This is a genomic window from Arthrobacter sp. zg.Y820 (assembly GCF_030125555.1).
In the GTDB taxonomy this organism is placed as follows: domain Bacteria; phylum Actinomycetota; class Actinomycetes; order Actinomycetales; family Micrococcaceae; genus Arthrobacter_B.
On record NZ_JASKLX010000012.1, the window covers coordinates 124,411 to 149,603 of the forward strand.

The 25,193-nt window shown below is 66.6% G+C and carries 19 protein-coding genes; 8 read left to right on the forward strand and 11 right to left on the reverse strand.

All coding sequences use genetic code 11. The features are described from left to right. Positions 1-64 precede the first annotated feature (64 nt). From nhaA to QNN99_RS14410, 4 genes are all read right to left on the reverse strand, one after another. Positions 65-1,459 (reverse strand): Na+/H+ antiporter NhaA, encoded by a 1,395-nt coding sequence (gene nhaA / locus QNN99_RS14395; protein WP_229967283.1) that lies wholly within the window; start codon positions 1,457-1,459, stop codon positions 65-67. Positions 1,460-1,513: 54 nt separating this feature from the next. Continuing rightward, positions 1,514-1,747: an SCO4848 family membrane protein gene (locus QNN99_RS14400; RefSeq protein ID WP_229967285.1), complete on the reverse strand. Its 234-nt coding sequence runs from the start codon at positions 1,745-1,747 to the stop codon at positions 1,514-1,516. A 3-nt stretch (positions 1,748-1,750) separates the two neighbouring features. Then, positions 1,751-2,254: a DUF2505 domain-containing protein gene (locus QNN99_RS14405; RefSeq protein ID WP_229967287.1), complete on the reverse strand. Its 504-nt coding sequence runs from the start codon at positions 2,252-2,254 to the stop codon at positions 1,751-1,753. Positions 2,255-2,410: 156 nt separating this feature from the next. Further along, positions 2,411-3,139 carry a hypothetical protein gene (locus QNN99_RS14410; RefSeq protein ID WP_229967289.1) on the reverse strand — a complete coding sequence of 243 codons (729 nt, stop codon included), beginning with the start codon at positions 3,137-3,139 and terminating at the stop codon, positions 2,411-2,413. Positions 3,140-3,447: 308 nt separating this feature from the next. Here QNN99_RS14410 and QNN99_RS14415 point away from each other — a divergent pair, with 308 nt between their 5' ends. Both QNN99_RS14415 and mfd read left to right on the forward strand, forming a co-directional pair. Beyond that, positions 3,448-5,151, forward strand: a complete 1,704-nt coding sequence (locus QNN99_RS14415; protein ID WP_229967291.1) for a M28 family metallopeptidase — start codon at positions 3,448-3,450, stop codon at positions 5,149-5,151. A gap of 1,130 nt (positions 5,152-6,281) precedes the next feature. After that, complete coding sequence (gene mfd / locus QNN99_RS14420; protein WP_229967293.1) at positions 6,282-9,899, forward strand: transcription-repair coupling factor; 3,618 nt, start codon at positions 6,282-6,284, stop codon at positions 9,897-9,899. A 66-nt stretch (positions 9,900-9,965) separates the two neighbouring features. Here the strand turns inward: mfd and QNN99_RS14425 are convergent, their stop codons facing one another. From QNN99_RS14425 to QNN99_RS14440, 4 genes are all read right to left on the reverse strand, one after another. Beyond that, the gene (locus QNN99_RS14425) at positions 9,966-10,112 is read right to left on the reverse strand and encodes a hypothetical protein (RefSeq protein ID WP_229967295.1); all 147 of its coding nucleotides are present in this window, start codon (positions 10,110-10,112) and stop codon (positions 9,966-9,968) included. Between the two features lie 138 nt (positions 10,113-10,250). Further along, positions 10,251-10,502, reverse strand: coding sequence for a hypothetical protein (locus QNN99_RS14430; protein ID WP_229967297.1), 252 nt, complete (start codon positions 10,500-10,502; stop codon positions 10,251-10,253). Positions 10,503-10,540: 38 nt separating this feature from the next. Beyond that, on the reverse strand, positions 10,541-11,215 hold the full coding sequence (deoC, locus tag QNN99_RS14435) for a deoxyribose-phosphate aldolase (protein WP_229967299.1): 675 nt from the start codon (positions 11,213-11,215) through the stop codon (positions 10,541-10,543). A 111-nt stretch (positions 11,216-11,326) separates the two neighbouring features. Then, positions 11,327-11,464 carry a hypothetical protein gene (locus QNN99_RS14440; protein WP_229967301.1) on the reverse strand — a complete coding sequence of 46 codons (138 nt, stop codon included), beginning with the start codon at positions 11,462-11,464 and terminating at the stop codon, positions 11,327-11,329. A gap of 236 nt (positions 11,465-11,700) precedes the next feature. On the opposite strand from QNN99_RS14440, the gene QNN99_RS14445 reads away from it, so the two are divergent. The 3 genes from QNN99_RS14445 to QNN99_RS14455 all read left to right on the forward strand — a co-directional run bounded on the left by QNN99_RS14445 (position 11,701) and on the right by QNN99_RS14455 (position 14,985). Beyond that, positions 11,701-12,726: a hypothetical protein gene (locus QNN99_RS14445; protein WP_229967303.1), complete on the forward strand. Its 1,026-nt coding sequence runs from the start codon at positions 11,701-11,703 to the stop codon at positions 12,724-12,726. Positions 12,727-12,845: 119 nt separating this feature from the next. After that, a complete protein-coding gene (locus tag QNN99_RS14450) occupies positions 12,846-13,310 on the forward strand; it encodes a SpoIIAA family protein (protein ID WP_229967305.1) in 465 nt (154 codons plus the stop codon). 22 nt (positions 13,311-13,332) lie between these two features. After that, positions 13,333-14,985: a putative bifunctional diguanylate cyclase/phosphodiesterase gene (locus QNN99_RS14455; RefSeq protein ID WP_331461789.1), complete on the forward strand. Its 1,653-nt coding sequence runs from the start codon at positions 13,333-13,335 to the stop codon at positions 14,983-14,985. Between the two features lie 94 nt (positions 14,986-15,079). Here the strand turns inward: QNN99_RS14455 and QNN99_RS14460 are convergent, their stop codons facing one another. Both QNN99_RS14460 and QNN99_RS14465 read right to left on the reverse strand, forming a co-directional pair. After that, positions 15,080-16,840 carry a phospho-sugar mutase gene (locus QNN99_RS14460; RefSeq protein ID WP_229967307.1) on the reverse strand — a complete coding sequence of 587 codons (1,761 nt, stop codon included), beginning with the start codon at positions 16,838-16,840 and terminating at the stop codon, positions 15,080-15,082. A 42-nt stretch (positions 16,841-16,882) separates the two neighbouring features. Then, positions 16,883-17,683, reverse strand: a complete 801-nt coding sequence (locus tag QNN99_RS14465) for a purine-nucleoside phosphorylase (protein ID WP_229967308.1) — start codon at positions 17,681-17,683, stop codon at positions 16,883-16,885. A gap of 131 nt (positions 17,684-17,814) precedes the next feature. Between QNN99_RS14465 and QNN99_RS14470 the strand changes: the two genes are divergently transcribed. Both QNN99_RS14470 and QNN99_RS14475 read left to right on the forward strand, forming a co-directional pair. Then, positions 17,815-19,218, forward strand: coding sequence for an NAD(P)H-quinone dehydrogenase (locus tag QNN99_RS14470; RefSeq protein ID WP_229967310.1), 1,404 nt, complete (start codon positions 17,815-17,817; stop codon positions 19,216-19,218). A gap of 1,253 nt (positions 19,219-20,471) precedes the next feature. Further along, positions 20,472-21,887 carry an MFS transporter gene (locus tag QNN99_RS14475; protein ID WP_229967312.1) on the forward strand — a complete coding sequence of 472 codons (1,416 nt, stop codon included), beginning with the start codon at positions 20,472-20,474 and terminating at the stop codon, positions 21,885-21,887. Positions 21,888-21,957: 70 nt separating this feature from the next. Here the strand turns inward: QNN99_RS14475 and QNN99_RS14480 are convergent, their stop codons facing one another. Next, positions 21,958-23,796 (reverse strand): acetyl/propionyl/methylcrotonyl-CoA carboxylase subunit alpha, encoded by a 1,839-nt coding sequence (locus QNN99_RS14480; protein ID WP_229967314.1) that lies wholly within the window; start codon positions 23,794-23,796, stop codon positions 21,958-21,960. Positions 23,797-24,081: 285 nt separating this feature from the next. Here QNN99_RS14480 and QNN99_RS14485 point away from each other — a divergent pair, with 285 nt between their 5' ends. Beyond that, positions 24,082-25,014: a PDDEXK family nuclease gene (locus QNN99_RS14485; RefSeq protein ID WP_229967316.1), complete on the forward strand. Its 933-nt coding sequence runs from the start codon at positions 24,082-24,084 to the stop codon at positions 25,012-25,014. Positions 25,015-25,193: the final 179 nt, after the last annotated feature.

Here is a 25,193-nt window from a genome sequence, read left to right on the forward strand (position 1 = left end):
ACATCGCAGCATGTTCGGCAGTGCTCCGTGCCCAGCCGGGTTACCGTACTTCCGCCCCTAGCCGCTACCGCCCGCCGTCGTCGTCCTCGTAAACATCCGGAATCCCGTCGTCGTCCGCGTCCCGGGACTCCGCGTCCTCCACAGTCCGGTAATGCCGGTTGCGGATCCGCAGCAGGATGGAGGCCAGCACCGCAGCGGTGACCGACGCGGCGAGGATGGCGACCTTCGCGTGGTCATTGTGCTCGGTGCCGGGATCGAAGCTGAGGTCGTTGACCAGCAGCGACACGGTGAAGCCGATGCCGGCCAGGATCCCGATGCCGAGCAGGTCGATCCACTTCACGCTGGCATCGAGCCGGGCCTTGGTGGCGGTGGTGATCAGCCAGGTGGTGGCCAGGATGCCCAGCGGCTTGCCGGCCACCAGCCCGGCCAGAATGCCGACCGCCACCGGATCGGCCAGCGCCGAGCCCAGGCCGCTGAAACCTCCGATCGCGACGCCGGCGGAAAAGAACGCAAACACCGGCACCGCGAAACCGGCGGACAGCGGCCGGAACCGGTGCTCGAAAATCTCCGCCAGCCCCGGCTTGCCCGGTCCCGGCTGCACGGGCTTGCCGTACGGGTCGCGGCGCAGCACCGGAATGCAGAAGCCCAGCAGCACCCCGGCCACCGTGGCATGCACCCCGGAAACGTGCATCAGCGCCCACACCACCAGCCCCAGCGGCAGCAGGATCAGCCAGGCGGACGCCGGATGGGCGGCGAGAATCCGCGACTTGCTCTGCGCCAGGTACAGGAACAGGCCCAGCGGCACCAGCATGATCGCCAGATAGAGCAGGTGCAGGTCCTCGGTGTAGAAGAACGCGATGATGGTGATCGCCAGCAGATCATCGACCACGGCCAGGGTCAGCAGGAAGATCCGCAGCGCCGAGGGCAGGTGCGAGCTGATCACCGCCAGCACGGCCAGGGCAAACGCGATGTCGGTGGCGGTGGGAATGGCCCAGCCACGCAGCCCGTCCGAGCCCGCCACCAGATTCACCGCCACGTAGATCAGCGCGGGAACGACGACGCCGCCCGCCGCCGCGGCCACCGGCACTATCGCCTTGCTGAACTGGCGCAGGTCGCCGGCGACGAACTCGCGCTTCAGCTCCAGCCCCACCAGGAAGAAGAAGACGGCCAGCAGCCCGTCGGCGGCCCACTCGCCGACGCTGAGCTTCAGGTGCCAGGGCTCATAGCCGAATTCAAAGTCACGGATGGCGAAATAGGAGCCCGACGCCGGGGAGTTGGCCCAGATGAGCGCCGCCACCGTGGCGATCAGCAGCAGGATGCCGCCGACCGTTTCCTTGCGCAGGATCGCCTGGATGCGCAGGACTTCCGGATAGCTGGACCGGCCCAGGACCGTGCTGCCGCTGGCGGGCGGCGGCGCCGGAGTGCCGTCGTCGGGCTGGCTCTGCTGCTCCGGTGCCATGGAACTCCTTCCGCAGGAAACGGGGTATTCGCATTCTGGCACCGACGGGCAGGTTTAGCCCATGAGCCCCCGGAAACCAACAATGATGGTGACCAATCCGAAGAGCATGGACGTGGTGGCCTTCATCAGGTTCACGGTCAGGTACCGGGTGGGGGCGCCCTTTTCGTCCCGGGCGCGGGGGCTCTTGTAGGCCTCGATCAGGTACGGCGGCCAGACGATCAGGCTCCAGAAGCCTCCGATGATGAGGATGACCGCCAGGGCGGTGGGCAGGACAATGCTGTTATCCACGGATCAGGCCTTGCGGCTTTCGATCCACTTGCCGGCCTGGCCGGCCTGGAGGGTCAGGGCCTTGCCGATCATGGGTTCAGCCTGCTGGGCAATCTTGTCGCCCAGGAACGGAATCGAGGAGCTGACCTTGCCGTCCACGTCCACGCGGGTGCCGCCGCCGACGGCGACCAGGCGCTGCGTGGCGTTGACCTTCAGCGGCACGCCGCCCACCGAGAGGTCCACCGACGCCTCGCGGGAGCCGTCGGCAGCCGGAGCCGCCCACTTTTCCGTCTGCGTCACAGTCAGCGAGGCGCCGACAAACTTCTTGGCGATGTCCGGCAGCCGGTCCGTCGGCAGGGTGCGCACGGCGGTGAGCACAAACGGGCCGGTCGTGTCGCCGTCGACGCTGACCGACACGAGGGCGCCGCCCACATGCTCGCTGATACTGCGCAGGAAGTCCTCGCTGGCGAACGTGTCCGTAACCGTGCGGACGTCGTGGGGCAGGGTGGTCGAGGCGTTCAAAGCCATGGGTCCTCCAGATAGGTGTGCTGTCTTGCCGGCGGCACGCGTGCAGATGCAAACGGCTCACCGGCCCAGCAACATCCTAATCTCCGGCGGTCCCCAGCTCCGAAACGGTGTTCCCGCCGAAATGGGGTTCCCGCGGGTGGCCGGACTTCCAGCAGGTCACCGCTCCAGGCTGACGCAGGCGACGGCCCGGTCGTCGTCGTCATTAGGACTCGGGCTCGGTGTCGCGTCGTCGTCGAGGGTGATCAGCAGCGAGCGGCCGATGCCGTCGTCGGGCAGGACCCACGGCACTGTGACGCTGGCGGTGGAGTTGCCGGTCCCGTCCGTGGTGAAGTCCAGGCTCAGCTCATCCGATTCCTCGCTCCGGGGGTCTTCGTACTCCTCCCCGGCGTCCGCGGGGGACGCGCCGCACAGGCGTTCATGCAGGGTGGCGTCGAACTCCGTGTTGCCCTTGAAGCCGCGCGCGATCATCTCTAGGGTGGTGGCGGCGTCGGTCGAGTCGATCGTGACGGTGGTGTCCGCGCCGTCGGGCACCAGCGTGGTGTCGTAAGTGCTGGCGATCGCATTGTCGCAGTATGGGCCGAAGGTGCCCTGAATGATGCCGCTGGCAATCGGGCTGGGCGTGGTGGCGCCGCACCGCTCGGCGTTCTGGGTGGTTCCCGGAACGCCCTGCGCCTCGCAGCTTTCCTGCGCCGCGCTGCCGGGGGACGCGGAGTCGCAGGCCGCCGCCGTATCCGGGGATTCCGACCCCGGGCTGGGGGACGAGGTGGCCTCTTCATTGTCCGACGAGTACGAGCCGCCTCCGGTCTCGTTGTCGTTGTTGCAGGCCGATAGGGCCAGCAGCGAGAGGGTAAGCGCGGAAAGCAGCAGAAGAAGTTTGCGTGCCATGGGGCAGTCCTTACGTGGCGTGGAGTCTGCGGTGTGGTGTGTGCCCGTGCCTTTCCAGCGTGGCAGGGCCTGCGGTGAAAAACCATAACGGGCCCGCGCATTGGGCCTCCGGCCGGCGGGGTGGCCCGAAAAGTTGGCAACGTAGCGGGCCGGACCGCCCACGTCACGCGTACGACGGCGGATTGCCGGTTTTTCGGGGCAGGTTCCGGCCAGCGTGGGGACTGCGGTTCCGGCCGCCCCTGCGGAGCCCTAGCCTCGGCGGCATGTGCCCCGGATCGGGGCTCATCACTCGCACTCCTAGGGGAAGCATGAAAACACAACGAACACTCCGCGGCGCTGCGCTCGCCGCCGCGGTTGTCCTTGCCGCCGGCACTGCCGCTCCGGTGTACGCCGCCGAGATCGATGCCGCCGAAGTTAATGGTGCCGGGGTCGGCGGCGCGGGATACGGTTCCGGGCAGCATCCCGGAAAGGGGAAGCCGGGCTACGGGAAGCCGGGGAAACCGGGGAAGCCGGAGTACGGGAAACCGGGATACGGGAAGCCGGGGAAGCCGGGTTACGGAAAACCGGTCAAGGATGAGAGCGCGAAGCTGCGCTCGAAGGTCACCGTCAAGAACGTTTTTGAGCACTTGGAAGAGCTGCAGGAGGCGGCCGATGTGAACGGCGGCAACCGGGCCGCCGGCACCCCAGGCTACGAGGCGTCCGCGCAGTACATCGAATCGGAGCTGCGCCGGGCCGGCTACCGGCCCGTGCGGCAGGAGTTCACCTATGGCCAGTTCGAGCTGCTCGGCGAAGCGCTGGAACAAACCGCGCCCACTCCCACCGTGTACACGGCAGGGACTGACTTCACCACCATGACATTCTCCGGCGCCGGAGACGTCACCGCAGCGGTCACCCCCGTGGACATCAACCTCGCCGGCGACCGGGTCAACACCTCAGGGTGCGAGCCGGAGGACTTCATCGGCTTTGCCGCCGGAGACATTGCGCTGCTCCAGCGCGGGGAGTGTGACTTCGCCGTCAAGGTGCAGAACGCCGCCGACGCCGGAGCCGCGGGCGCGGTGCTTTTCAACCAGGGCAACACCGAGGAACGCTCCGGTATCCTCAACGGCACGCTCGGTGCCGAGGCGGCGATTCCCGCTGTCAGCGCCACCTTCGCGCTCGGCGAGGCGCTCGCCGGCACGCCGGGGGCGGAACTGCGGATCGCCGTGGACTCGGCGGTGCAGGTCATCAATTCCTTCAACGTCCTGGCGGACACCCGGACCGGGGATCCGGAGCGCACCGTCGTCGTCGGCGCCCACCTGGACTCCGTGGCCGAGGGCCCGGGGATCAACGACAACGGCAGTGGCAGCGCCGCCGTCCTGGAGACCGCGGTGCAGCTGGCCAAGAACGCCAAGAAGAATCCGCTGGAGAACCGGGTGCGCTTCGCGTTCTGGGGCAGCGAGGAGGATAGCTTGATCGGTTCGAACCACTACGTCTCCCAGCTCGACGAAGCGGGGATCGCCGGAACCCTGGCAAACCTGAACTTCGACATGGTGGGCTCACCGAACTTTGTCCGGTTTGTGTACGACGGCGACGGCGATGCCTTTGACCTGGCCGGTCCCGAGGGGTCGGCTGAGATCGAGAGCGTGTTCGAGGAGTACTTCGCCTCCCAATCCTTGGAGTCGGCGCCCACCGAGTTCAGCGGCCGGTCGGACTACTCGGCGTTCATCACGGCAGGCATTCCCGCCGGCGGCCTGTTCTCCGGTGCCGAAGACATCAAGACGGAGGAGGAAGCGGCGCTGTTCGGCGGAACGGCCGGGGAAGCGTACGACTCCTGCTACCACCAGGCTTGCGACGACCTGGGGAACGTCAGCTGGACAGCGCTGGACCAGATGTCCGACGCCGTGGCGCACTCGGTGCTGACGTTTGCCCGGACTGAGGCTGATCTGCGCGGCGGTGCCGGGGTCGATGCCCAGCAGCGGACGGCTCCGGCCGGACCGGAGCTGCAGTACCGCGGTGACGTCCTGGTGAAGTAGTGCCTTGAGGCAGTGATGCCTTGAGGCGGTAACGCCGGGAGGAAGTAATGCCCGGGCGGAAGTAGTGCCACGGTGAAGAAACCCGGGTGGAAGGCGGAGGGCTCCGGCTGTGAGCTTTCCGCCTCCCTTGCTGTCCGGGGCGTGGAACCCTGTCCCTTTCGGGCGGGATCGACGTCCCTTTGGGGCGGGATCGACCGTTTTGGGATTCTGCTGCCCCTGCGAACCGGCAGCAGAATCCCAAACTGGCAGCAGAACCCCAAACCGGCAGGGATTTGCCCGGGGTCGGCGTGGCAAACCCTCCCTGCGGGCGGAATCGACCGTTTGGGGCATTTCTTACCCCTGCGGACCGGCTGGAACTGCCCGGAACGGCAGGGTTTGCCCGGAACAGCTGGAATTGCCCGGAACGGCTGGAATTGCCCAAAACGGCAGGGCTTGGCCGGAACGGCAGGGTTTGCCCGGAACGGCTGGAAAGCGGAGCGGGAGGTGGGTAGGTGGCCCGTGACGGCAGATGCGGTTATCGGGGTCTGCGCGAAACACTCCGTTTTGTGACAAATCGACCGTTTTGTGAATCTGCTGCCACTACGAACCGGCAGCAGAATCCCAAACTGGCAGCAGAATCCCAAACCGGCAGGGATTTGCCCGGGTCGGAGTGGAGAATCCTCCTTTTCGGGCAGAATCGACCGTTTGGGGCATTTCTTACCCCTGCGGACCGGCTGGAAATGCCCCGAACGGCAGGGTATGCCCGGATCGGCTGGAAATGCCCGAGACGGCAGCAGCCCGCAGCCCGGAAGCCGGCAACCCAACAGCCAGGAAGCCGGAAACGCGGCAACCCGGAACGGCAACCCGGAACCCGGCAACCCGGAACCCGGCAACCCGGAACCCGGCAACCCGGAACCCGACAACGCGGCAGCCGGCAACCCGGCAACCCAGCAGCCCGGACAGCAGATCCGGCCCGACGAAGCCCTCCATCAGCCCGCAGCGGACGAGGCCTTTCGTGCCCCACCCCAGCAGGTAGGCTGGAAGAAAAGCCCCGGGGTTCCTAGTGAACTTCGGGTATTTGCGTTGCTTTGCCTCACCCAAGCTGCCGCCGCACCCGGCGGCAGCGCCTCAGCCAAGGAGAGCCCCTGCCCATGAGTCTGAACGGACTGCGCGCCGCACTGGCCGAAGACCCGTCCTACGCACGGGTGCGAACCCTCGCTTCGCGCACCCCCGAGCGCCGCAGCGAAGACATGCAGATCGGCGCCCCGCAGGGGATGCGCGCGGCGCTGCTGGCGGAAATGGTCGACGGGCTCGCCGCTGCGGCCGACGACGCCGGCACCGGCAACGCGGCCACGGCACCGCCGGTGGTGCTGGCCATCACCGCGACGGGCCGCGAGGCCGAGGACCTGGCCGCCGCGCTGCGCTCCTACCTGCCGCTGGCCGGGATCGAGGAATTTCCGTCCTGGGAAACCCTGCCGCATGAACGGCTCTCGCCGCGCTCGGACACCGTGGGTCGGCGGCTGTCGGTGCTGCGCCGGCTCGCCCATCCCGAGGGCCATCCGATCTCCGTGATCGTGGCCCCGGTGCGCGCCGTCGTGCAGCCGCTCGTTGCCGGGCTCGGCGACCTGCAGCCGGTGTCCCTGAAAGTGGGGGAGGAGCGGCAGTTCGACGCCGTCGTCAAGGCCCTCTCCGAAGCCGCCTACGCGCGGGTGGACATGGTCTCGCACCGCGGCGAGTTCGCCGTCCGCGGCGGCATCCTGGATGTCTTTCCGCCCACCGAGGACCATCCCATCCGGATCGACTTCTTCGGCGACGAGGTGGATTCGATGCGCTGGTTCGCCGTCGCCGACCAGCGCACCCTCACCGGGCCGAACGTCACGCATCCCACCGAACTGTTTGCGCCGCCGTGCCGCGAAATCCTCATCACCCCCTCGGTGATGAGCCGTGCCGCGAAGCTGCAGGGCTCCATGCCCGCGGCCGCCGACATGCTGGAGAAGATCGCCGGCGGCATCGCCGTCGAGGGGATGGAATCCCTGGCCCCGGTCCTGGTCGATGAGATGGTTCCGCTGATGGGCGAGCTGCCCGCCGGATCGCTCTCCGTCGTGATCGAACCAGAGAAGGTCCGCGCCCGCGCGCACGACCTCGCCGCCACCAACGAGGAGTTCCTCGCCGCCGCCTGGGCCACGGCGTCCGACGGCGGTTCCGCGCCGCTGGATCTGTCCGCCGGCATCAGCGCCGATCTGGAGGCCGCCAGCTTCCGGTCCCTGACCGACACCCGGTCCGCGGCGCTGGCCAACTCCGTGGGCTGGTGGTCCATCACCTCCTTCAACCCCGACGACGAAACCGTCCTGGATATCGACACCCTGACCATCAACGCCCGTGAACCGCGCGGTTACCAGGGCGACGTGGCGGAAATGATGGAGTTCATCGGCTCCCGGGTCCGCGACGCCTGGCGCGTCGTCGTCGTCACCGAGGGTCCCGGCCCGGCCGCGCGGCTGGCCGAGCTGTTCCGGGACAACGACATTCCGGCGTCGCTCACGGAGTCGGTGGACACCGAGCCGGTGCCGGGGATCATCTCCATCACCACCGCCAGCGCCGGCCGCGGCTATGTCTTAGACGGGCTGAAGACCGGCCTGCTGACCGAGGCCGACCTGCTGGGCCGGGCCAGCGCCTACTCCACCCGGGACATGCGCAAGATGCCCTCGAAGCGGCGCAACGCCGTCGACCCCCTGCAGCTGCACGAGGGCGACTTTGTGGTGCACGAGCAGCACGGCGTGGGCAAGTTTGTGGAGCTCATCCAGCGGGCCACCGGCGCCGGTGCCAGCAAGACCGTGCGCGAGTACCTGGTGCTCGAATACGCGCCGGCGAAGCGCGGCGGCCCCGGCGACCGGCTGTTTGTGCCCACCGACCAGCTGGACCAGATCACCCGCTACGTGGGCGGGGAAACCCCGGTGCTGTCCAAGATGGGCGGCTCGGACTGGGCCAAGACCAAGTCCCGGGCGCGCAAGGCGGTCAAGGAGATTGCCGGCGAGCTGATCCGGCTCTACTCGGCCCGGATGGCGTCCAAGGGGCATGCGTTCGCGAAGGACACCCCCTGGCAACGCGAGCTGGAGGAGGCGTTCCCGTATGTGGAAACTCCGGACCAGCTGACCACGATCAACGAGGTCAAGGCGGACATGGAGAAGGAAGTTCCCATGGACCGGCTGGTCTCCGGCGACGTGGGCTACGGCAAGACCGAGATCGCTGTGCGCGCCGCGTTCAAGGCGGTGCAGGACGGCAAGCAGGTGGCCGTGCTGGTGCCCACCACGCTGCTGGCCCAGCAGCACATGGAAACCTTCGGCGAACGCTTCTCCGGGTTCCCGGTCCGGGTGGATTCGCTGTCCCGGTTCCAGACCTCCAAGCAGGCCAAGGAAACCATTGAGGGCGTGAAGAACGGGTCCGTTGACGTGGTCATCGGCACGCACCGGCTGCTCTCGCAGGAGGTCCAGTTCAAGGACCTGGGCCTGGTGATCGTGGATGAGGAGCAGCGCTTCGGCGTCGAGCACAAGGAAGCGCTGAAGAAGATGCGCACCAACGTGGACGTCCTGGCGATGAGCGCCACCCCGATTCCGCGCACGCTCGAGATGTCGCTGACCGGCATCCGGGAAACCTCCACGCTGGCCACCCCGCCGGAGGAGCGCCATCCGGTGCTGACCTACGTGGGCCCGTACACGGACCGGCAGGCGTCCGCCGCGATCCGCCGCGAGCTGATGCGCGAGGGGCAGGTGTTCTTCGTGCACAACCGGGTGTCGTCGATCGACGGCACCGCCGCGCGCCTGCGCGAGCTGGTCCCGGAGGCGCGCATCGCCGTCGCGCACGGGCAGATGGGCGAGTCCAAGCTTGAGCAGATCATCGTGGACTTCTGGGAAAAGCGCTTTGACGTGCTGGTGTGCACCACCATCATCGAAACCGGGCTGGACATTTCCAACGCCAACACGCTGATCGTGGACCGCGCCGACCACTTCGGCCTGTCCCAGCTGCACCAGCTGCGCGGCCGCGTGGGCCGCGGCCGGGAGCGTGCCTACGCGTACTTCCTGTATCCGTCGGAGAAGCCGCTGGGCGAGGTGGCGCTGGAACGGTTGAAGGCCGTGGCCACTCACAACGAGCTCGGCGCCGGCATGCAGCTGGCGATGAAGGACCTGGAGATCCGCGGGGCCGGCAACCTGCTCGGCGGGGAACAGTCCGGGCACATTGCCGGCGTCGGCTTTGACCTCTACATCCGGCTGGTCGGCGAGGCCGTGGCGGATTACCGCGGCGAGGCCGAGGAGAAGGCAGCGGAGATGAAGATCGAGCTTCCGGTCAACGCGCACCTGCCGCACGACTACGTGCCGGGGGAACGGCTGCGCCTGGAGGCCTACCGCAAGCTGGCCTCAGCTCTCACCCACGAGGCGATCGACGAGGTGCTGGCGGAACTGGTGGACCGCTACGGCGAGCCGCCGCAGGCCGTGCAGAACCTGATCGAGGTGGCCCAGTTCCGGGTCAACGCCCGCGAGGCCGGACTGACGGACGTGGCGCTGCAGGGGAACTTCATCAAGTTCGCCCCGGCGGACCTGCCCGAATCGCGGACCATGCGCCTGCAGCGGCTGTTCCCGGGCGCCCAGGTGAAGCCGGCGCTGAACGCGGTGCTGGTGCCCAAGCCCAAGACCGCGCGGATCGGCGGGCGGGACCTGGTCGACGCCGAGATCCTGGCCTGGGCGCAGAAGGTCGTGGACGCGGTGTTCAAGGACTAGCCGCGTGCCGGATGCCCGGCGCCCTGTCGCCGGGCGTCCGGCTGGCGTCCGGTCACTGGCGGTCGGTCAGTGGCCGCCGTTGGTCAGGGCAACGATGAAGACGGCCACAGACATCAGAGCTGTGGCGACCACGATTCCGTATCCGATGTGGACGATGCGCTGCTGGCGTGCCCGGTCCTGGCGCCATTCGCGGCGTGTCATAGTGATGCTCATGGCTCGAATATAGAACGGGCCGGCATCGTGCGCTCAGCGTAGTCACTACGCGCCTTCGCGCCGAAAACTACTCGTTAAAGCACTCGTCCACGCAACCCTGACGTGGGGTTGCGTGGACGAGGATGCTGGCTTGTGCTGTTACTTGCTGGGTACGCGGCCCTCGGCCAGAACCTCGGCGCTGTCCGAGCGTCCCATCATGAACGGAACGAAGTAGGCCAGGGTGGCCAGGCCCAGGCAGATGGCCATCGGCCAGACGTTGTCCAGGGACAGCCAGGTCAGGGAGTAGAGCCCGACCAGGAAGATTGCCAGGAAGATGACAAAGGTGACGAGGTTGCTGACAAGGTGCCCTTCACCCGAGTGCGTGGGCTGCTTGGACCGTGTTCCTGCCATGGTGTTCTCCGTTTCAAAAAGTTTTAGTAGCCGGCGGATCAGTAGTCCGACGCGGCGTTCCCACCCTTAACAATAGCGATACCGGAGCTTGCCCCGATACGCGTGGCTCCGGCGTCGATCATTGCCTGGGCGTCTTCGCGCGAGCGGACTCCGCCGGAGGCCTTCACACCAAGGTCCGGGCCGACCGTCTTGCGCATCAGTGCGACGTCCTCCACCGTGGCTCCGCCGCCGTTGAATCCGGTGGAGGTTTTCACGAAATCGGCGCCGGCTTCGACGGCCGCCTGGCAGGCGAGGACCTTCTGCTCGTCGGTGAGCAGCGATGTTTCGATGATGACCTTCAGGATGCCGTCGCCGGTATGGACTTCGTCGGCAACGGCGGCGATGTCGCGGACCAGGGCGTCGTAGTCGTGGCGGCGGGCGGCTGCGATGTCGATGACCATGTCGATCTCATCGGCGCCGTCCTGCAGAGCGCCCCGGGCTTCGAAGACCTTGACCTCGGTGGTGGTCGCGCCCAGCGGGAAACCGATCACGGAGCAGGTCAGCACGCCGCTGCCCTTGAGGGCATTGCGGACGGTGCCTACCCACAGCGGGTTCACACAGACGGACTTGAACCCGTACTCGGCGGCTTCGGCGCAGACTTTCAGGATGTCGTCGCGGCTGGCCTCGGGCTTGAGGAGCGTGTGGTCAATGAAGGACGCAATGGGTGTAGACATGCCCACTATCTTGCCATGCAACGGTGGGGGGTGCTGTCTGGGCGCGGGAACAACTTATGGTCGGAGCCGTGTTTGTGACCCGGTCCCGACCATAAGCGTTTGTGTTACTGGCTAGAGAATAACCGGCCACTTGCCCGACGGCTCGACAACAGCAGGTGCTGAGCTCAATGTGGCGGCAGCAGCAGGCGCTGCGCCACCGACAACGGCGATGGTCGCGGCAAGAAGTAAAGCGGATCCAAGTTTCTTCATTTAACTTCTCCAAAGTGGTAATGGAACGGAACAACAGAGACAGCACAAACAATACTGATAAAACCATGATTTTGACCCAAAATTCCGTATGTTGTTTGAATCGCCATCCGTGCCGTGCATCTCGAATCCATTTTCCCTGCGCATGACCGGCGCTGTTCGGGATCAAGCAACGTTCCAGCAGGACCTGGAGTAGTGTGAATCCGATACACCCGCAGACAAGCATGAAGTAAGGTGCCGTGGACAACTCCGTCGACCAGATACTGAATGAATACCGGGCCCGCCAGCATTGGGAACGCCGGGAATACAAAGCTGCTCAGGAGTACGCAGCCGTTGCTGCGGAGAAGGCCTTGGTCAAGTCAGATTCCATCGGCTACTGGCGAATGAGTTTGCTGCTTGCAGAGTGCCAGCTTGAGCTGGGAGACATGCAAGAGTTTGCCGCAAGCGCCAAGGAACTTTCCGAGCATCCCGCTGTTCAAGGGGATCGAAGGATGCTGGCGCGCACAAAAGCTCTGTACTCCCGGGCCCTGCAGATCCTAGGCCAAGTCGGGGAATCGCTGGTCTTGGCTCAGGAAGTTGCAGCCCTGGGTGGTGCTGGGACGGACGACGGTATAGGCGAAATCGAAATGCTCCATAGCCTGGTCGCCGCTCTGGCAGAGAGCGGACAAGAGGACGAGGCATGGACGTATGCGCAAGAGATGGCGAAACTTGCGCATGAAGAGAGTGACCAAGAAACCGCGGGGAAGGCCTATTGGGCAGTGGGTAACGTGGCCTTCTTGGCGGACGACCCCGAGAACGGGGCCTACTACCACTCATTGGCAGCCGAAAACCTCGCACCAGGCAACGATGTGAATACTTGGGCTCAGTTCAACAAGGGCTCGGCCCTCGTTCGCCTCGCGGCGGGCATTGCAGACTCGGAGACGCTGGAATGTATTGAACGTGCCGAACTGGCAAATTCCGTCACAGGCGGCAGTGCCTTTCAGGAACTTGAGATATCCATGGCGCGGGCCCACTGGCTCCTTCTCACAGGCAAAGCCGAGGAATCCGCGGAAAGGTTGGGAGAAATTCTCGAACATCGAGACCTGCTTCCCGAACACTCTCTTGCCGAGGTGGAATACGTTGCAGCTCTTGCATTGCGTGAGCTTGGGCGGAATGATGAAGCACTGGAAGCAGCGGCCCATTCCGAGAAGGTATTCATAATTCATGGTTCCCGCCGAATGGCTTCTGAAGCCAAACGAGTTATTGAAAGCATCAACGGGTCCTAAGCGGAGACGTCCCGGCATAGGAGTTGCAGGCCGGCAAACTATAAGTAAATTCTGAGATCGGCGCGGAACGACACGGCGGAGTCAGTGCGCAGAAAGTCGTGACGCTACCGGGGGGAAGCATGACACAGCAGGACTATAAGGAAAGCGATATATCCACCTCCAGAGAGCCGGAAAGCTTTAATGCGGCCCCAGATACCGGTGACCTTCTCGAGATCAACCCCGCAGCCGCACCGGACGTCGTCGTCGCACCGGAAGGCCACCTTGTCCTGACGCTGCCGCCCGGAGGAGTGGTCACCGGGGCCATGGCCGCAACGGCAGCCGAAGAAGTGGACCGCTTGGCCGGTTCCAACAAGATACCGATGCTCCTGGTCCTGACCGGCGTTGAAGCACTGACCCGAGGCGCGCGTACCGTCTTCGGCAACGCCGGGTCACTTGAAGCCGTAGCCGTACTTGGCGTCTCGCCCGTGGACCGGGTGATCGCCAACTTCCTGCTGGGCGGCAACGTCCAGCCCTGCCCCACCCGGTATTTCTCCACCGAAGCGGAGGCCCTGGCCTGGCTGAAGAGAAAGCATGCTGTTGCCTGACCCTTCTGCCCGGTCCTCCGCAGTGCCTGATCCAGCGCCTGATCCAGCGCCTGAGCCCCACCCGGAGCTCGACGACGACCGGCTGAGCCAGGTGGTCGAGGGCATCATCCGGATGGCGTCCGGAGACCTGAGCACCTACATTCCGACGTCGAAGGCGCGGGACCAGGTGGACGCGGTCATCACCGGCATCAACCTGCTCGCCGGCGAACTGAGCGAGGTCTACGCCGACTTCGAGGATCGCGTGGAAACCCGCACCCAGGAGCTGCGCGAAGCCCACGAACAAATGCAGCACATGGCCATGACCGATCCCCTCACCGGCGTGGGGAACCGGTCCTCGCTCCGCCAGGCGCTCGACAACGCGGTTCAGGCCCGCCCCGAGGGCGGCCTGGGGCCGGCAGTGCTGATGATCGACCTGGACGGGTTCAAGGACATCAATGACAGTTTCGGTCATCATGCCGGCGACCTCGTCCTGATGAAGATTGCCACCCGCCTGGTCGGGGCGGCGGGAGCCGAGAGCGCCGTCGCCCGCTTGGGCGGTGACGAATTCGCCGTGCTGCTGCCCGTTTCAACGGCGCAGCAGTCCCGCAACGCGGCCACCAGGATCATGGAGGCCCTGAAACTGCGGATCCAGCTGGACGATCTGGATGTCTGGCCCCGCGCCAGCATCGGCATCCACCTGGCTGTGCCCGATGAAGCCGGCAGCGACATCCTGCTGCGGGCCGACACCGCCATGTACGCGGCCAAGGACGACGTGCACCAGCGGATCAAGTTCTTCGAACCGGTGATGCTGTACAGCCGGCAGCTGCGCCGGGATCTGGCCGGTGAACTGCGGCACGCCGTCACCCGCGGAGAGCTGCAGCTGGTCTACCAGCCGGTGGTGGAGCTGGAAACCGGCAAGCTGCAGGGCGTGGAGGCCCTGGTGCGCTGGCATCATCCCACCCGCGGCCTGATCATGCCCGACTCCTTCATTCCGCTGGCCGAGGACACCGGACTGATTGTGGGCATCGGCCGCTGGGTGCTGCGAACCGCCCTTGAGCAGCTGGCCGGCTGGTGCGCCCTGCTGCGCCCGGAGGACCAGTTCCAGGTACGGGTCAACCTGGCAGCGTCCGAGCTGCAGAGCATGGACCTGGTGGACTACGTGCGCCGGGCGCTGCGCGAGACCGGAATGCCGGCGTCGTCGTTGATCCTGGAAATCACCGAAAGCGCGTTTATCGCCGGGGGAGAGGTGGAAACCTACTCGCTGAAGTCCCTGCAGGCGCTGGGCGTCGGGCTGGAGATCGACGACTTCGGCACCGGCTATTCCTCCATCAGCTACCTGCGCCGGCTGCCGGTGGACACGGTGAAGGTGGACAGGTCGCTGATTGAAGACATTGACGACGACGACGGCCAGCTGCGGTTCGTGGCCGCCGTGCACAACCTGATCCGCGCCGCCGGCATGGAAGCAGTGTTTGAGGGCATCGAAACCGCGGCACAGGCCAAGCAGCTGCACAAAATGGGGTGCTGCAGCGGGCAGGGCTACTACTTCAGCCGGCCGCTTCCCGCCGAGCAGGTGGCCACGCTGCTGCGGGAGGGGCGCACCCTGCCCGAGGCCGCCGTCGTTCTTCCGGAGGCCGCCGTCGTCCTGCCGGACACCGGCGCAGCGCTGCCGGACAGCGGCGCAGCCCTGCCCTCGTAACAGCATCCGCAGACAGATCAGGACCGGCTCCGCGGGGAACCGGTCCTGATCGGCGTTCAATCGGCGTTCAATCCCCGTTCACCGGGGTTCGGGCTTACAGGCCCAGCGCCGCGTTCACATCGGCGAGCACCGCATCGAGGCGGGCGCGTCCCTGCTCGCGTGCGGCGGGCAGATCGGCAGCGGAGTCCACCGGAACAATGACCTCGAGGTAGCACTTGAGCTTCGGCTCGGTGCCCGAGGGGCGGATGATCACCCGGGTGTTGTCCCGGGTCAGGTACTTCAGCCCGTCCGTGGGCGGCAGCTCGCCGCTGCCCTGGGACAGGTCCACGGCGCTCTGCACCGCGGAGCCGCCGAAGGACACCGGCGGCTCCGAGCGCAGCCGGGCCATCATTTCGCCCAGCAACCCCAGATCGGAGACCCGGACGGAGAGCTGGTCCGTCAGGTGCAGGCCGTGCTGCACCGCCAGGTCGTCGAGTTCGTCAAAGAGGGTGCGCCCGCCGGCCTTCAGCGTGGCGGCCATCTCGGCCACCAGCAGGCCGGCGGAAATGCCGTCCTTGTCGCGGACCAGGCCCGGAGCCACGCAGTAACCCAGCGCTTCTTCATAGCCGTAGGTCAGGTGCGGCACGCGGGAAATCCACTTGAAGCCGGTGAGGGTTTCCACATGCGCGAAACCGGCGGCTTCGGCAACCCGGGCGAGCAGCCGGGAGGACACGATCGAGTTGGCGAACACGATGCCGGTCTTGGCCTTCTCGCCGCGGACCTTCCAGTGCCCGGACCCGATGCGGCGGGCCAAATGCCGGCCCAGCAGCGCGCCGACTTCATCGCCGCGCAGCATCCGCCACTGTCCGTCGGCCGGATTCTTCGCGGCCACCGCCACGCGGTCGGCGTCGGGATCGTTGGCGATGACGAGATCGGCGTCGTGCTCGACGGCGGTCTCCAGCGCCAGATCCAGCGCGCCGGGTTCCTCCGGGTTGGGGAAGGCGACGGTGGGGAAGTCCGGATCCGGCTTCGCCTGCGCCGCCACCGGAATGACCTTGCGGAAGCCGGCATCCTTCAGCACCGACTTCATGGTGTCCCCGCCCACGCCGTGCAGCGAGGTGAGGACAATCTTCAGGTCGCGCTCCGGCAGGTGGTCGCGCGCCGCCAGCCGGCCCACCGCGTTGATGTAGTCGGCGACGATGGATTCGGAAACGTCCGTCCAGCCCTCCGGCGCCGTGTCGATGCTGGCCAGCGGCACGGTGTAGTCGATGCGCGCGGCGATCTCGGCGTCGTACGGGGCGACGATCTGCGCGCCCTTGCCCGGGCCCTTCACCGTGCGCCCGCCCAGATAGACCTTGTAGCCGTTGTCCGCGGCCGGATTGTGGCTGGCGGTGACCATCACGCCGGCGTCGGTGTCCAGTGCGCGGACCGCATAGGCAAGCACCGGCGTCGGGAGCGTGCAGGGAAGCAGGAAGGTCTCGATGCCCGCGGCGCTGAAGACCGCAGCGGTCTCCAGTGCGAAGGCCCGGGACTTGTGCCGGGCGTCGTAGCCGATGACGGCGCTGGGGGTGTACTTGTCGCCGGAAGTGTCCTGCAGGAAAGAGGCGATGCCGGCCGCGGTGCGGCGGACCACCACGCGGTTCATCCGGCGCGGACCGGCGCCGAGCGCGGCCCGCAGGCCGGCCGTGCCGAACTCCAGCGTGCCGGTGAAGCGGTCTTCCAGCTCTGCCTCGGCAGCGGCGGCCGTGGCGCCTTCGGACTGCGCCGAAGCGATCAGTGCCCGCAGTTCAGCGGCGGTGGCCGGGTCGGGGTCTTCATCGGCCCAGCTCTGGGCGGTGGTCACGAGCTCATCAAGCTCGGTGGGGTTCAGCGTCATGGGTAGTACCTACGAATCGAAGATAGGGGGAGCGGCAGCTGGCTAGAGCTTGCCGATGATGTCAGCCAGCAGGCGGGAGATCCGGGGGCCTGCTGCGGCTCCGGACTCCAGGACCTCGGCGTGGCTCAGCGGCTCGGCGCTGATGCCGGCGGCCAGGTTGGTCACCAGGGAAATGCCGAACACCTCCATTCCGGCATGCCGGGCGGCGATGGCCTCCAGCGCGGTGGACATGCCCACCAGGTCCGCGCCGATGGTCTTGGCGTAGCGGACCTCGGCCGGGGTTTCGTAGTGCGGGCCGGTGAACTGCGCGTAAACGCCTTCATCCAGGGTCGGGTCCACGGTGCGGGCCAGGTCCCGCAGGCGGGAGGAGTACAGGTCGGTGAGGTCCACAAACGTGGCACCTTCCAGCGGCGACGCGGCCGTGAGGTTCAGGTGGTCGCTGATCAGCACCGGGGTGCCCGGCTTCCAGTCCGGGTTCAGCCCGCCGCAGCCGTTGGTCAGGACCATGACCTTGGCGCCGGCCGCCGCTGCGGTGCGCACGCCGTGGACGACGGCGCGCACGCCCTTGCCCTCGTAGTAATGCGTCCGGGCGCCCAGGACCAGGGCGCGCTTGCCCGAGGTCGTCAGCACGGAGCGGATGGTGCCCACATGGCCCTGCACCGCGGGGGCGGAGAAGCCGGGGATGTCGCTGGCGTTCAGGGTGGCTGTGGTCTCGCCGATCAGGTCGGCGGCCTCGCCCCAGCCGCTGCCGAGGACCAGGGCAATGTCATGGCTGGGCACACCGGTTTTCTCGGCAATGTACTTGGCGGCCTGCTGGGCTAATTCAAAGGGATCGTTGTTCACTAATCCAACCTACCGCGAGTTCGCCCGCTCTGCAGGAGCATGCCGGCTCCCGGAGGTCTGGGCGGGGCTGCTGCCCCGGCGTTTGGGCCGCCGTTTGAGCAGCGGGCAGGGATGGGACAGAATGGACAACTGTGACGACCCAACTTGATTTTACTGCCCGCAAGATTGCCATCCTCGGCGGCGGCCCCGGAGGATACGAAGCCGCAATGGTGGCCGCGTCCCTCGGTGCCGACGTCACCATCGTGGAACGCGACGGGATGGGCGGGTCAGCCGTGCTGACCGACGTCGTTCCCTCCAAGACCCTGATTGCCACCGCCGACGTGATGACCCGCTTCTCCTCCGCCTCATCGCTGGGCGTGGACTTCGGCGACAACGGCCAGCCCGCCGTTGCCGACCTGAAGATGGTCAACAACCGGCTCCTGGCCCTGGCCAAGGAACAGTCCAACGACATCCGCCGCACCCTCGAGCGGGTCGGCGTGAAGGTGAAAATCGGCGAGGGCCGGCTGCTGGACCACAAGACCATCGAGGTCGTCACGCAAAACGGCACCGAGACGATTGAGGCCGAAGCCCTGCTGATTTCGGTGGGCGCCCGCCCGCGCGAACTCGAGACCTCGATGCCCGACGGCGAACGCATCTTCACCTGGAAGCAGGTGTACAACCTCACCGAAATCCCCGAACACCTGATCGTGATCGGGTCCGGCGTCACCGGCGCCGAGTTTGCCTCCGCCTACAACGGCCTGGGCACCAAGGTCACGCTGATCTCCAGCCGCGACCGCGTGCTGCCGGGCGAGGACGCCGATGCCGCCGTGGTACTGGAGGACGTGTTCCAGGCCCGCGGCATGACGGTGCTGAACCGCTCGCGGGCCGAAAGCGTGAAGAACACCGGCGACGGCGTGCTGGTGACGCTCGAGGACGGCCGCATCGTTGAGGGCAGCCACTGCCTCGTGGCGGTGGGCGCGATCCCCAACACTGCGGACATCGGGCTGGAGGAGGCAGGGGTGGCGCTCGACGAGCGCGGCCAGATCAGGGTCGACGGCGTCTCCCGCACCACCGCCCCGAGCGTGTACGCCGCGGGCGACTGCACCGGAGTCTTCAACCTGGCCTCGGTGGCCGCCATGCAGGGCCGGATCGCGATTGCGCACCTGATGGGCGACGGCGTGAAGCCGCTGAAGCTCAAGAACGTCGCCTCGAACATCTTCACCTCGCCGGAAATCGCGTCGGTGGGGGTGACCGAGCAGGACATCGCCGACGGCCGCTACCAGGGCGACGTCATCAAGCTCTCGCTGCACACCAACGCGCGCGCCAAGATGATGGAGATCAAGGAGGGCTTCGTGAAGATCATTTCGCGCAAGGGCTCCGGCACCGTGATCGGCGGCGTCGTGGTGGGGCCGCGCGCCTCGGAGCTGATCTTCCCGATCGCCATTGCCGTGACGCAGAAGCTGCACGTCGATGACCTGGCGAACACGTTCACCGTGTACCCGTCGTTGACCGGTTCGATTTCCGAGGCCGCCCGCCGCCTGCACGTGCATATGTAGGTTTTGCTTCTCCCGGGCCGCTTGCCCGGATTCCTTCATCCGGCCCGCGTCCGGGGCGGAATGCTGCTTGTCTGGCGTTCCGCTCCGGGTGCGGGCTTTTTGTGGCCTCTTTCTGGCTCTCTCGGGCCGTTTCGGGGTCTCTCGGGCGGTTTGAGGGTTCGCCCCCCCCCCGAGGGTGGAGCTAAGGCCCCTTCAGCGGGGCGAGGGCGGCACTCCTGCCCTTCCCACGGGCCGAATGTGGGGCTCCTCGTGGCTGAGACCGTGCGGCAAGGGGATCATGCCTGGCGCTGGGCGGCTTGAAGTGCCACGTCCTTCACCATCGACCATCTGGGGAGTCCCGCCGAGCAAAAGACCCTCGAGTGTGCAGGTCTGGCGACTTGGACTTATCGAGAGCGCAGCTCTGGCGACTTGAGTGCCTCGAGAGCGCAGATCTGGCGACATACGCGCGCTGATACCCGCCATAGCTGCGCTCTCGAGTTCGTGTGGTCGACCGGAGCGCGCTGATACCCGCCATAGCTGCACTCTGGGTGCCTGTAGGCACCCGGGCCGGGGGAGCGGACCGGCTGATCTCACCACTCCGTGCCAGACGGGAGGCACGGGCTGCGCATTCGGTAGGTGGGCGCGTGTGGCCGGGGTCCCGCAGCGGTAGTGAGCATCCTTCGTGCAGATAATGCACTCAGACGGAATCTCTCGTGCAGATCAGGGCCTCCTTTCATTGAGTTGAGCCATTTATGGAGCATTATCTGCACGAGAGATTCGGACGAGGACCGGGAGAGCGCATTATCTGTACGAGGGATGGCGTTTTGTACGCGCGAGGGGCCTTCGGCGGATCCTTCGTGCAGATCTAGGGCCTTCGGCGGATCCTTCGTGCAGATCAGGGGCCTTGGGCGGATCCATAGTGCAGATCAGGGGCCTGGACGGATCCTTCGTGCAGATCAGGGGCTCTAGGGGACGGAATCAGCCCGTTTGATCCCGTCATCTGCACGAGAGATTCGGGCGAGGACCGGGAGACACCGTTATCTGCACGATAGATGCCCGAGCGCCCAGATCGACCCGCAGATTCAGGCACAAGAACCCGACAGGCAGGCGCAGGCGCAGGCCGGCCGGGCGCAGCTGCGCAAGGCCCCGCCGTCGTCGGCCGTTGGTTGCGGGGAATCGAGAGGCCTGTCCACATGCTGGACACAATGTCCGGATGGTGGGATGGCGCCCCTACCATTATCGAGAACCTCACTTCCACCTGCGAAAGACTGCCAATGTCTACTAAGAATCCCTCCACGGAGCCCACGCCGGCACCGGCGCCGGCCAAGACAAACTCGAAGGGCCGGGTGATTATTGCCAGCCTCGTTGGCACGTCCATCGAGTTCTACGACTTCTACGTCTACGCCACCGCCGCAGTCCTCGTGTTTCCGCGGCTGTTCTTTCCGAACGCCGAGGGCGTCACGGCACTGCTGAGCTCCTTCGCCGTCTTCGGCGTGGCCTTCATTGCCCGCCCGCTGGGCTCGATCGTGTTCGGGCACTTCGGCGACAAGGTCGGCCGCAAGGGAACCCTGGTGGCCTCGCTGCTGACCATGGGAATCGCAACCTTCCTGATCGGTTGCCTCCCCACGGCCCTGACGCCGGGCTGGACCATCCTGGGTCCGGCACTGCTGGTGGTCCTGCGCTTCGCCCAGGGCCTGGCCCTCGGCGGGGAATGGTCGGGTGCGGCGCTGCTGGCAACGGAAAACGCGCCGGCCAACAAGCGCGCCATCTGGGGAACCTTCCCGCAGCTGGGCGCGCCGATCGGCTTCATCTTGGCCAACGGCCTGTTCCTGCTGCTTAGCTTCCAGCTCACCAACGAGCAGTTCGATTCCTGGGGCTGGCGCATTCCGTTCCTGGCCAGCGCCGTCATGGTGATCATCGGCCTGTATGTCCGGCTGAAACTGGTGGAGACCCCGGCCTTCCAGAAGGTCGTCGATTCCGGTGAAGTGAGCAAGATGCCGCTGAGCCGCGCGTTCAAGTACAGCTGGCGCCAGATGATTGCCGGCACGTTCATCATGCTGGCCACCTACGTGCTGTTCTACCTGATGACCACCTTCACGCTCTCCTACGGCACCGCCGCCAAGAGCGAGGAAGCTGCCCGTGCCGCCGCCGAGAAGACAGGTAAGGCCTTCGACCCGGAAACGTTCGCCGCCGGCCTGGGCTATGCCCGCAACGACTTCCTGATCATGCTCATCATCGGTGTCGTGTTCTTCGGTATCTTCACGCTCGTCTCCGGCCCGCTGGCCGAGAAGTTCGGCCGCCGCAAGACGCTGCTGGTGGTTACCACCGGCATCTTCCTCTTCGGCTTCACGTTCTCTCCGCTGCTCGGCGGCGGCACCGCGGGCGTCATGGCCCTGCTGATCCTGGGCTTCACCCTGATGGGCCTGACCTTCGGGCCGATGGGCGCCATGCTGCCGGAGCTGTTCCCGACCAACGTGCGCTACACCGGCTCGGCGATCGCCTACAACGTCTCCTCGATCCTGGGCGCGGCCGTGGCCCCGTTCATCGCGGTGGCGCTGTGGCAGGCCGCCGACGGCAGCCCGTGGCTGGTGGGCATCTACCTGTCCGCGATGGCGGTGCTGACGCTGATCGCGCTGTACGTCACCAAGGACACCAAGGACGTCGACTACACCAACCACTCCAGCAACTAAGCTTCCAGACGCCAACGGCCCGGTCCCCATGCAGGGGGGCCGGGCCGTTTTGGCGTTGCTGCGTCGTACGCTAGTCCAGGATCGAACAAATCGCGGCGCCGGCGGAAACCGTCGCGCCGGGAACGGCGCTGAGTCCGGACACGGTGCCGGCCTTGTGCGCGGTGAGCGGCTGCTCCATTTTCATGGCTTCGAGTACGACGACGAGATCGCCCTCGGCGACCACAGCACCTTCCTGCACGGCCACCTTCACGATGGTGCCCTGCATCGGGGACGTCAGGTCATCGCCGGTGGCTGCCGGATTGGTCCCGCCGCGGGTGCGGGAGGACTTGCGGGTCTTCCCGTTGGCGCCGGCAGTCCGGCCGCCGGCTCCGTTGGACCCGATGCCGGCGCCGCCGAGACCGGCCGGCAGCACGACGTCGAGCCGCTTGCCGCCCACCTCGACGGTGACGCGCTGGCGGGCGCCGCCGTCGTCGTCGTGCCGTGAGCCCTGTTCGCCGGACCAGGCCGGGATCTTGTTGATGAACTGGGTCTCGATCCAGCGGGTGTGGACCTTGAACGGGCCGGCCGCGGGGGCGAAATCGGGGTGCGCGACGACCGCGGCGTGGAACGGCAGCACCGTGGGCATGCCGGTGATTTCCATTTCGGCCAGGGCGCGGCGGGCGCGCTGCAGCGCCTGTTCGCGGGTGGCGCCGGTGACGATCAGCTTCGCGAGCATGGAATCGAAGTTCCCGCCCACGGTTTCGCCGGCCTCGATGCCGGAATCGACGCGGATGCCGGGACCGGAGGGCAGCTTGAAGGTGCTGACCGTGCCGGGAGCGGGCATGAAGCTGCGCCCCGGATCTTCGCCGTTGATGCGGAACTCGATCGAGTGGCCGCGGATCTCCGGATCGCCGTAGCCGAGCTCCTCGCCGCGGGCCAGCCGGAACTGCTCGCGGACCAGGTCCAGGCCGGTCACTTCCTCTGACACGGGATGCTCGACCTGCAGCCGGGTGTTGACCTCCAGGAAGGAGATGGTGCCGTCGGTGCCGACCAGGAACTCGCACGTGCCGGCGCCCTGATAGCCGGCCTCGCGCAGGATGGCCTTGGACGCGGCGTACAGACGCTGGTTCTGGTCCTCCGTGAGGAACGGCGCCGGAGCCTCCTCCACAAGCTTCTGGTTGCGGCGCTGCAGCGAGCAGTCGCGGGTGGAGACGACGACGACGTTGCCGTGCGCGTCGGCGAGGCACTGGGTCTCGACGTGCCGCGGGGCATCCAGGAAGCGCTCGATGAAGCACTCGCCGCGGCCGAAGGCGGCTGTGGCCTCGCGGACGGCGGAGTCGAACATCTCCGGAATTTCCGAGCGGGTGCGGGCGACCTTGATGCCGCGGCCGCCGCCGCCGAAGGCAGCCTTGATGGCCAGCGGCAGGCCGTGCGCGTCGGCGAAGTCCAGGACTTCCTGGGCGTTCTTCACCGGATCGGCGGTGCCGGGAACCAGCGGGGCGCCGACCTTGGCCGCGATGTGGCGGGCCTGGACCTTGTCGCCGAGCTGGGAAATGGCGTGCGGGGAGGGGCCGATCCAGGTGAGGCCGGCGTCGATGACGCGCTGGGCAAACTCGGCGTTCTCGGAGAGGAAGCCGTAGCCGGGGTGGATGGCGTCGGCGCCGGACTTGCGGGCGGCGTCGAGGATCTTGCCCATGTCCAGGTAGGACTCCGCAGCGGTGCTGCCGCCCAGCGAGTAGGCCTCGTCGGCGAGGCGGACATGCAGGGCGTCACGGTCCGGATCGGCGTAGACGGCGACGGAGGCCAGGCCTTCGTCGCGGGCGGCCCGGATGACGCGGACGGCGATTTCGCCGCGGTTGGCGATCAGGACTTTCGTGATGCTCTTGGTGTTCTGTGGATCGCCGGCGGGCGCGGGGTTGAACTGGCTCATTGAATGCACTGGCTCCTTTTGATCTCTTCGGAGCCTAGCGCGGTTTTGTGGTTTCCGGCCATAATGCGTGCTGTTTCTGCGTGGTACGGGGCGTTTCGTTGTGGGGACCCTACAAGGGTGGCGTGTGTGAGGGTGGCGTGGGCTTCGTTGGGCGGGGCCCGCGTTCAAGCGAGGCCGCCGTCGTCGTCCGCGCTGGCTGTGCAAGGCGGAAGCGTCGTCTGTGGAGAAAAGCCGCTGTTGTGGATAACAGGGACGAGGGACGGCAGGACTGTTAAGTAATGGAGTATGCGCCGTCCTCTGCCGCTTCCCGAAGACCTGACGGATCAGTCCTTCACAATCGCGCAGGCCCGGAGTCTGGGCCTTTCCCGGTCAAGGCTCCGGGCGCAGGATCTGCTGACACCGAGCCGGGAGATTCGGGTGCGACGAGGAGCGGACCTGGAACTGGTGGAACGCTGCCGGCCATATGCGGAGTTGTTGCCAGGGGTGTTTTTCTCCCATGTCACCGCGGCGCGGCTGCACGGAATCCCGCTGCCATACGGCCTGCAACAGGAACCGGTTATTCACCTCAGCCGGGACCGGGGGCTTGCCATGCCTCGCCGCAAATACGTCGCTGGGCATCGCTTGGAGCTGGATCCGGGGGAGTTGACCATGGTGTCGTCGCTGCCTGTGACCTCTCTGCCCCGGACCCTGCTTGATCTCGCCGCCCAGCTGCCAACAGATGATCTGGTCGTCATGGGAGATTGGATGATCAGTGAACACCATCGGAACTTTGGAACGCGGCGGATTGCGCAGGTGCCCCTGAAGGATCTCCGGCCCTATGCAGAGGCCAAAGCGGGAGCCCGGGGACTGCGCAACCTTCGGTCTGCGATCGAACTGATGCGGGTCGGCGTGGATTCACCGCAGGAGACGAGGGTGCGGCTCGAGCTTCACAGGGCAGGATTGCCGGAATTTACGCCGAACACGTTGATTGCGGACGCCGCTGGAAATCCCGCCGTGTGGGTGGACCTTGGCTGCCGGGAGTACCGCACCTGCATCGAATACGACGGAGCGCATCACCTGGACCCCGGACAACAGAGCAGGGACAACGGGCGGGACGCGCGCACCGCTGAACTGGGCTGGCGCCAGGTCAAGCTGAACAGCTATGACATGGCGCAGGGTCCCTCATGGGTCGTGGGGAAGGTGCGTCATGCGCTGGTCCAGGGCGGGTATCAACCGTGAGGGTGCAGAGCTGCACTCTCGAGTGCCGAGCGCCGTACGTGGACGATGCTAACCCTGCATAGCTGCACTCTCGGTGTGCGGAGGTCCGTGAGTGTGCAGCTATGGCGGGTTTCGGCTGGAGCCGTGATTCGAGAGCGCAGATATGGCGGGCAATCTCGTGTCTTACCCTGCAGAGCTGC

Bases quoted from the DNA above. Each gene is read 5' to 3' on its own strand.
- deoC (WP_229967299.1), bottom strand. From the start codon at position 11,215: ATGTCTACACCCATTGCGTCCTTCATTGACCACACGCTCCTCAAGCCC.
- QNN99_RS14405 (WP_229967287.1), bottom strand. From the start codon at position 2,254: ATGGCTTTGAACGCCTCGACCACCCTGCCCCACGACGTCCGCACGGTT.
- QNN99_RS14430 (WP_229967297.1), bottom strand. From the start codon at position 10,502: ATGGCAGGAACACGGTCCAAGCAGCCCACGCACTCGGGTGAAGGGCAC.
- QNN99_RS14415 (WP_229967291.1), top strand. From the start codon at position 3,448: ATGAAAACACAACGAACACTCCGCGGCGCTGCGCTCGCCGCCGCGGTT.
- QNN99_RS14475 (WP_229967312.1), top strand. From the start codon at position 20,472: ATGTCTACTAAGAATCCCTCCACGGAGCCCACGCCGGCACCGGCGCCG.
- QNN99_RS14480 (WP_229967314.1), bottom strand. From the start codon at position 23,796: ATGAGCCAGTTCAACCCCGCGCCCGCCGGCGATCCACAGAACACCAAG.
- QNN99_RS14440 (WP_229967301.1), bottom strand. From the start codon at position 11,464: ATGAAGAAACTTGGATCCGCTTTACTTCTTGCCGCGACCATCGCCGTT.
- mfd (WP_229967293.1), top strand. From the start codon at position 6,282: ATGAGTCTGAACGGACTGCGCGCCGCACTGGCCGAAGACCCGTCCTAC.
- QNN99_RS14460 (WP_229967307.1), bottom strand. From the start codon at position 16,840: ATGACGCTGAACCCCACCGAGCTTGATGAGCTCGTGACCACCGCCCAG.
- nhaA (WP_229967283.1), bottom strand. From the start codon at position 1,459: ATGGCACCGGAGCAGCAGAGCCAGCCCGACGACGGCACTCCGGCGCCG.
- QNN99_RS14485 (WP_229967316.1), top strand. From the start codon at position 24,082: ATGCGCCGTCCTCTGCCGCTTCCCGAAGACCTGACGGATCAGTCCTTC.
- QNN99_RS14450 (WP_229967305.1), top strand. From the start codon at position 12,846: ATGACACAGCAGGACTATAAGGAAAGCGATATATCCACCTCCAGAGAG.
- QNN99_RS14410 (WP_229967289.1), bottom strand. From the start codon at position 3,139: ATGGCACGCAAACTTCTTCTGCTGCTTTCCGCGCTTACCCTCTCGCTG.
- QNN99_RS14425 (WP_229967295.1), bottom strand. From the start codon at position 10,112: ATGAGCATCACTATGACACGCCGCGAATGGCGCCAGGACCGGGCACGC.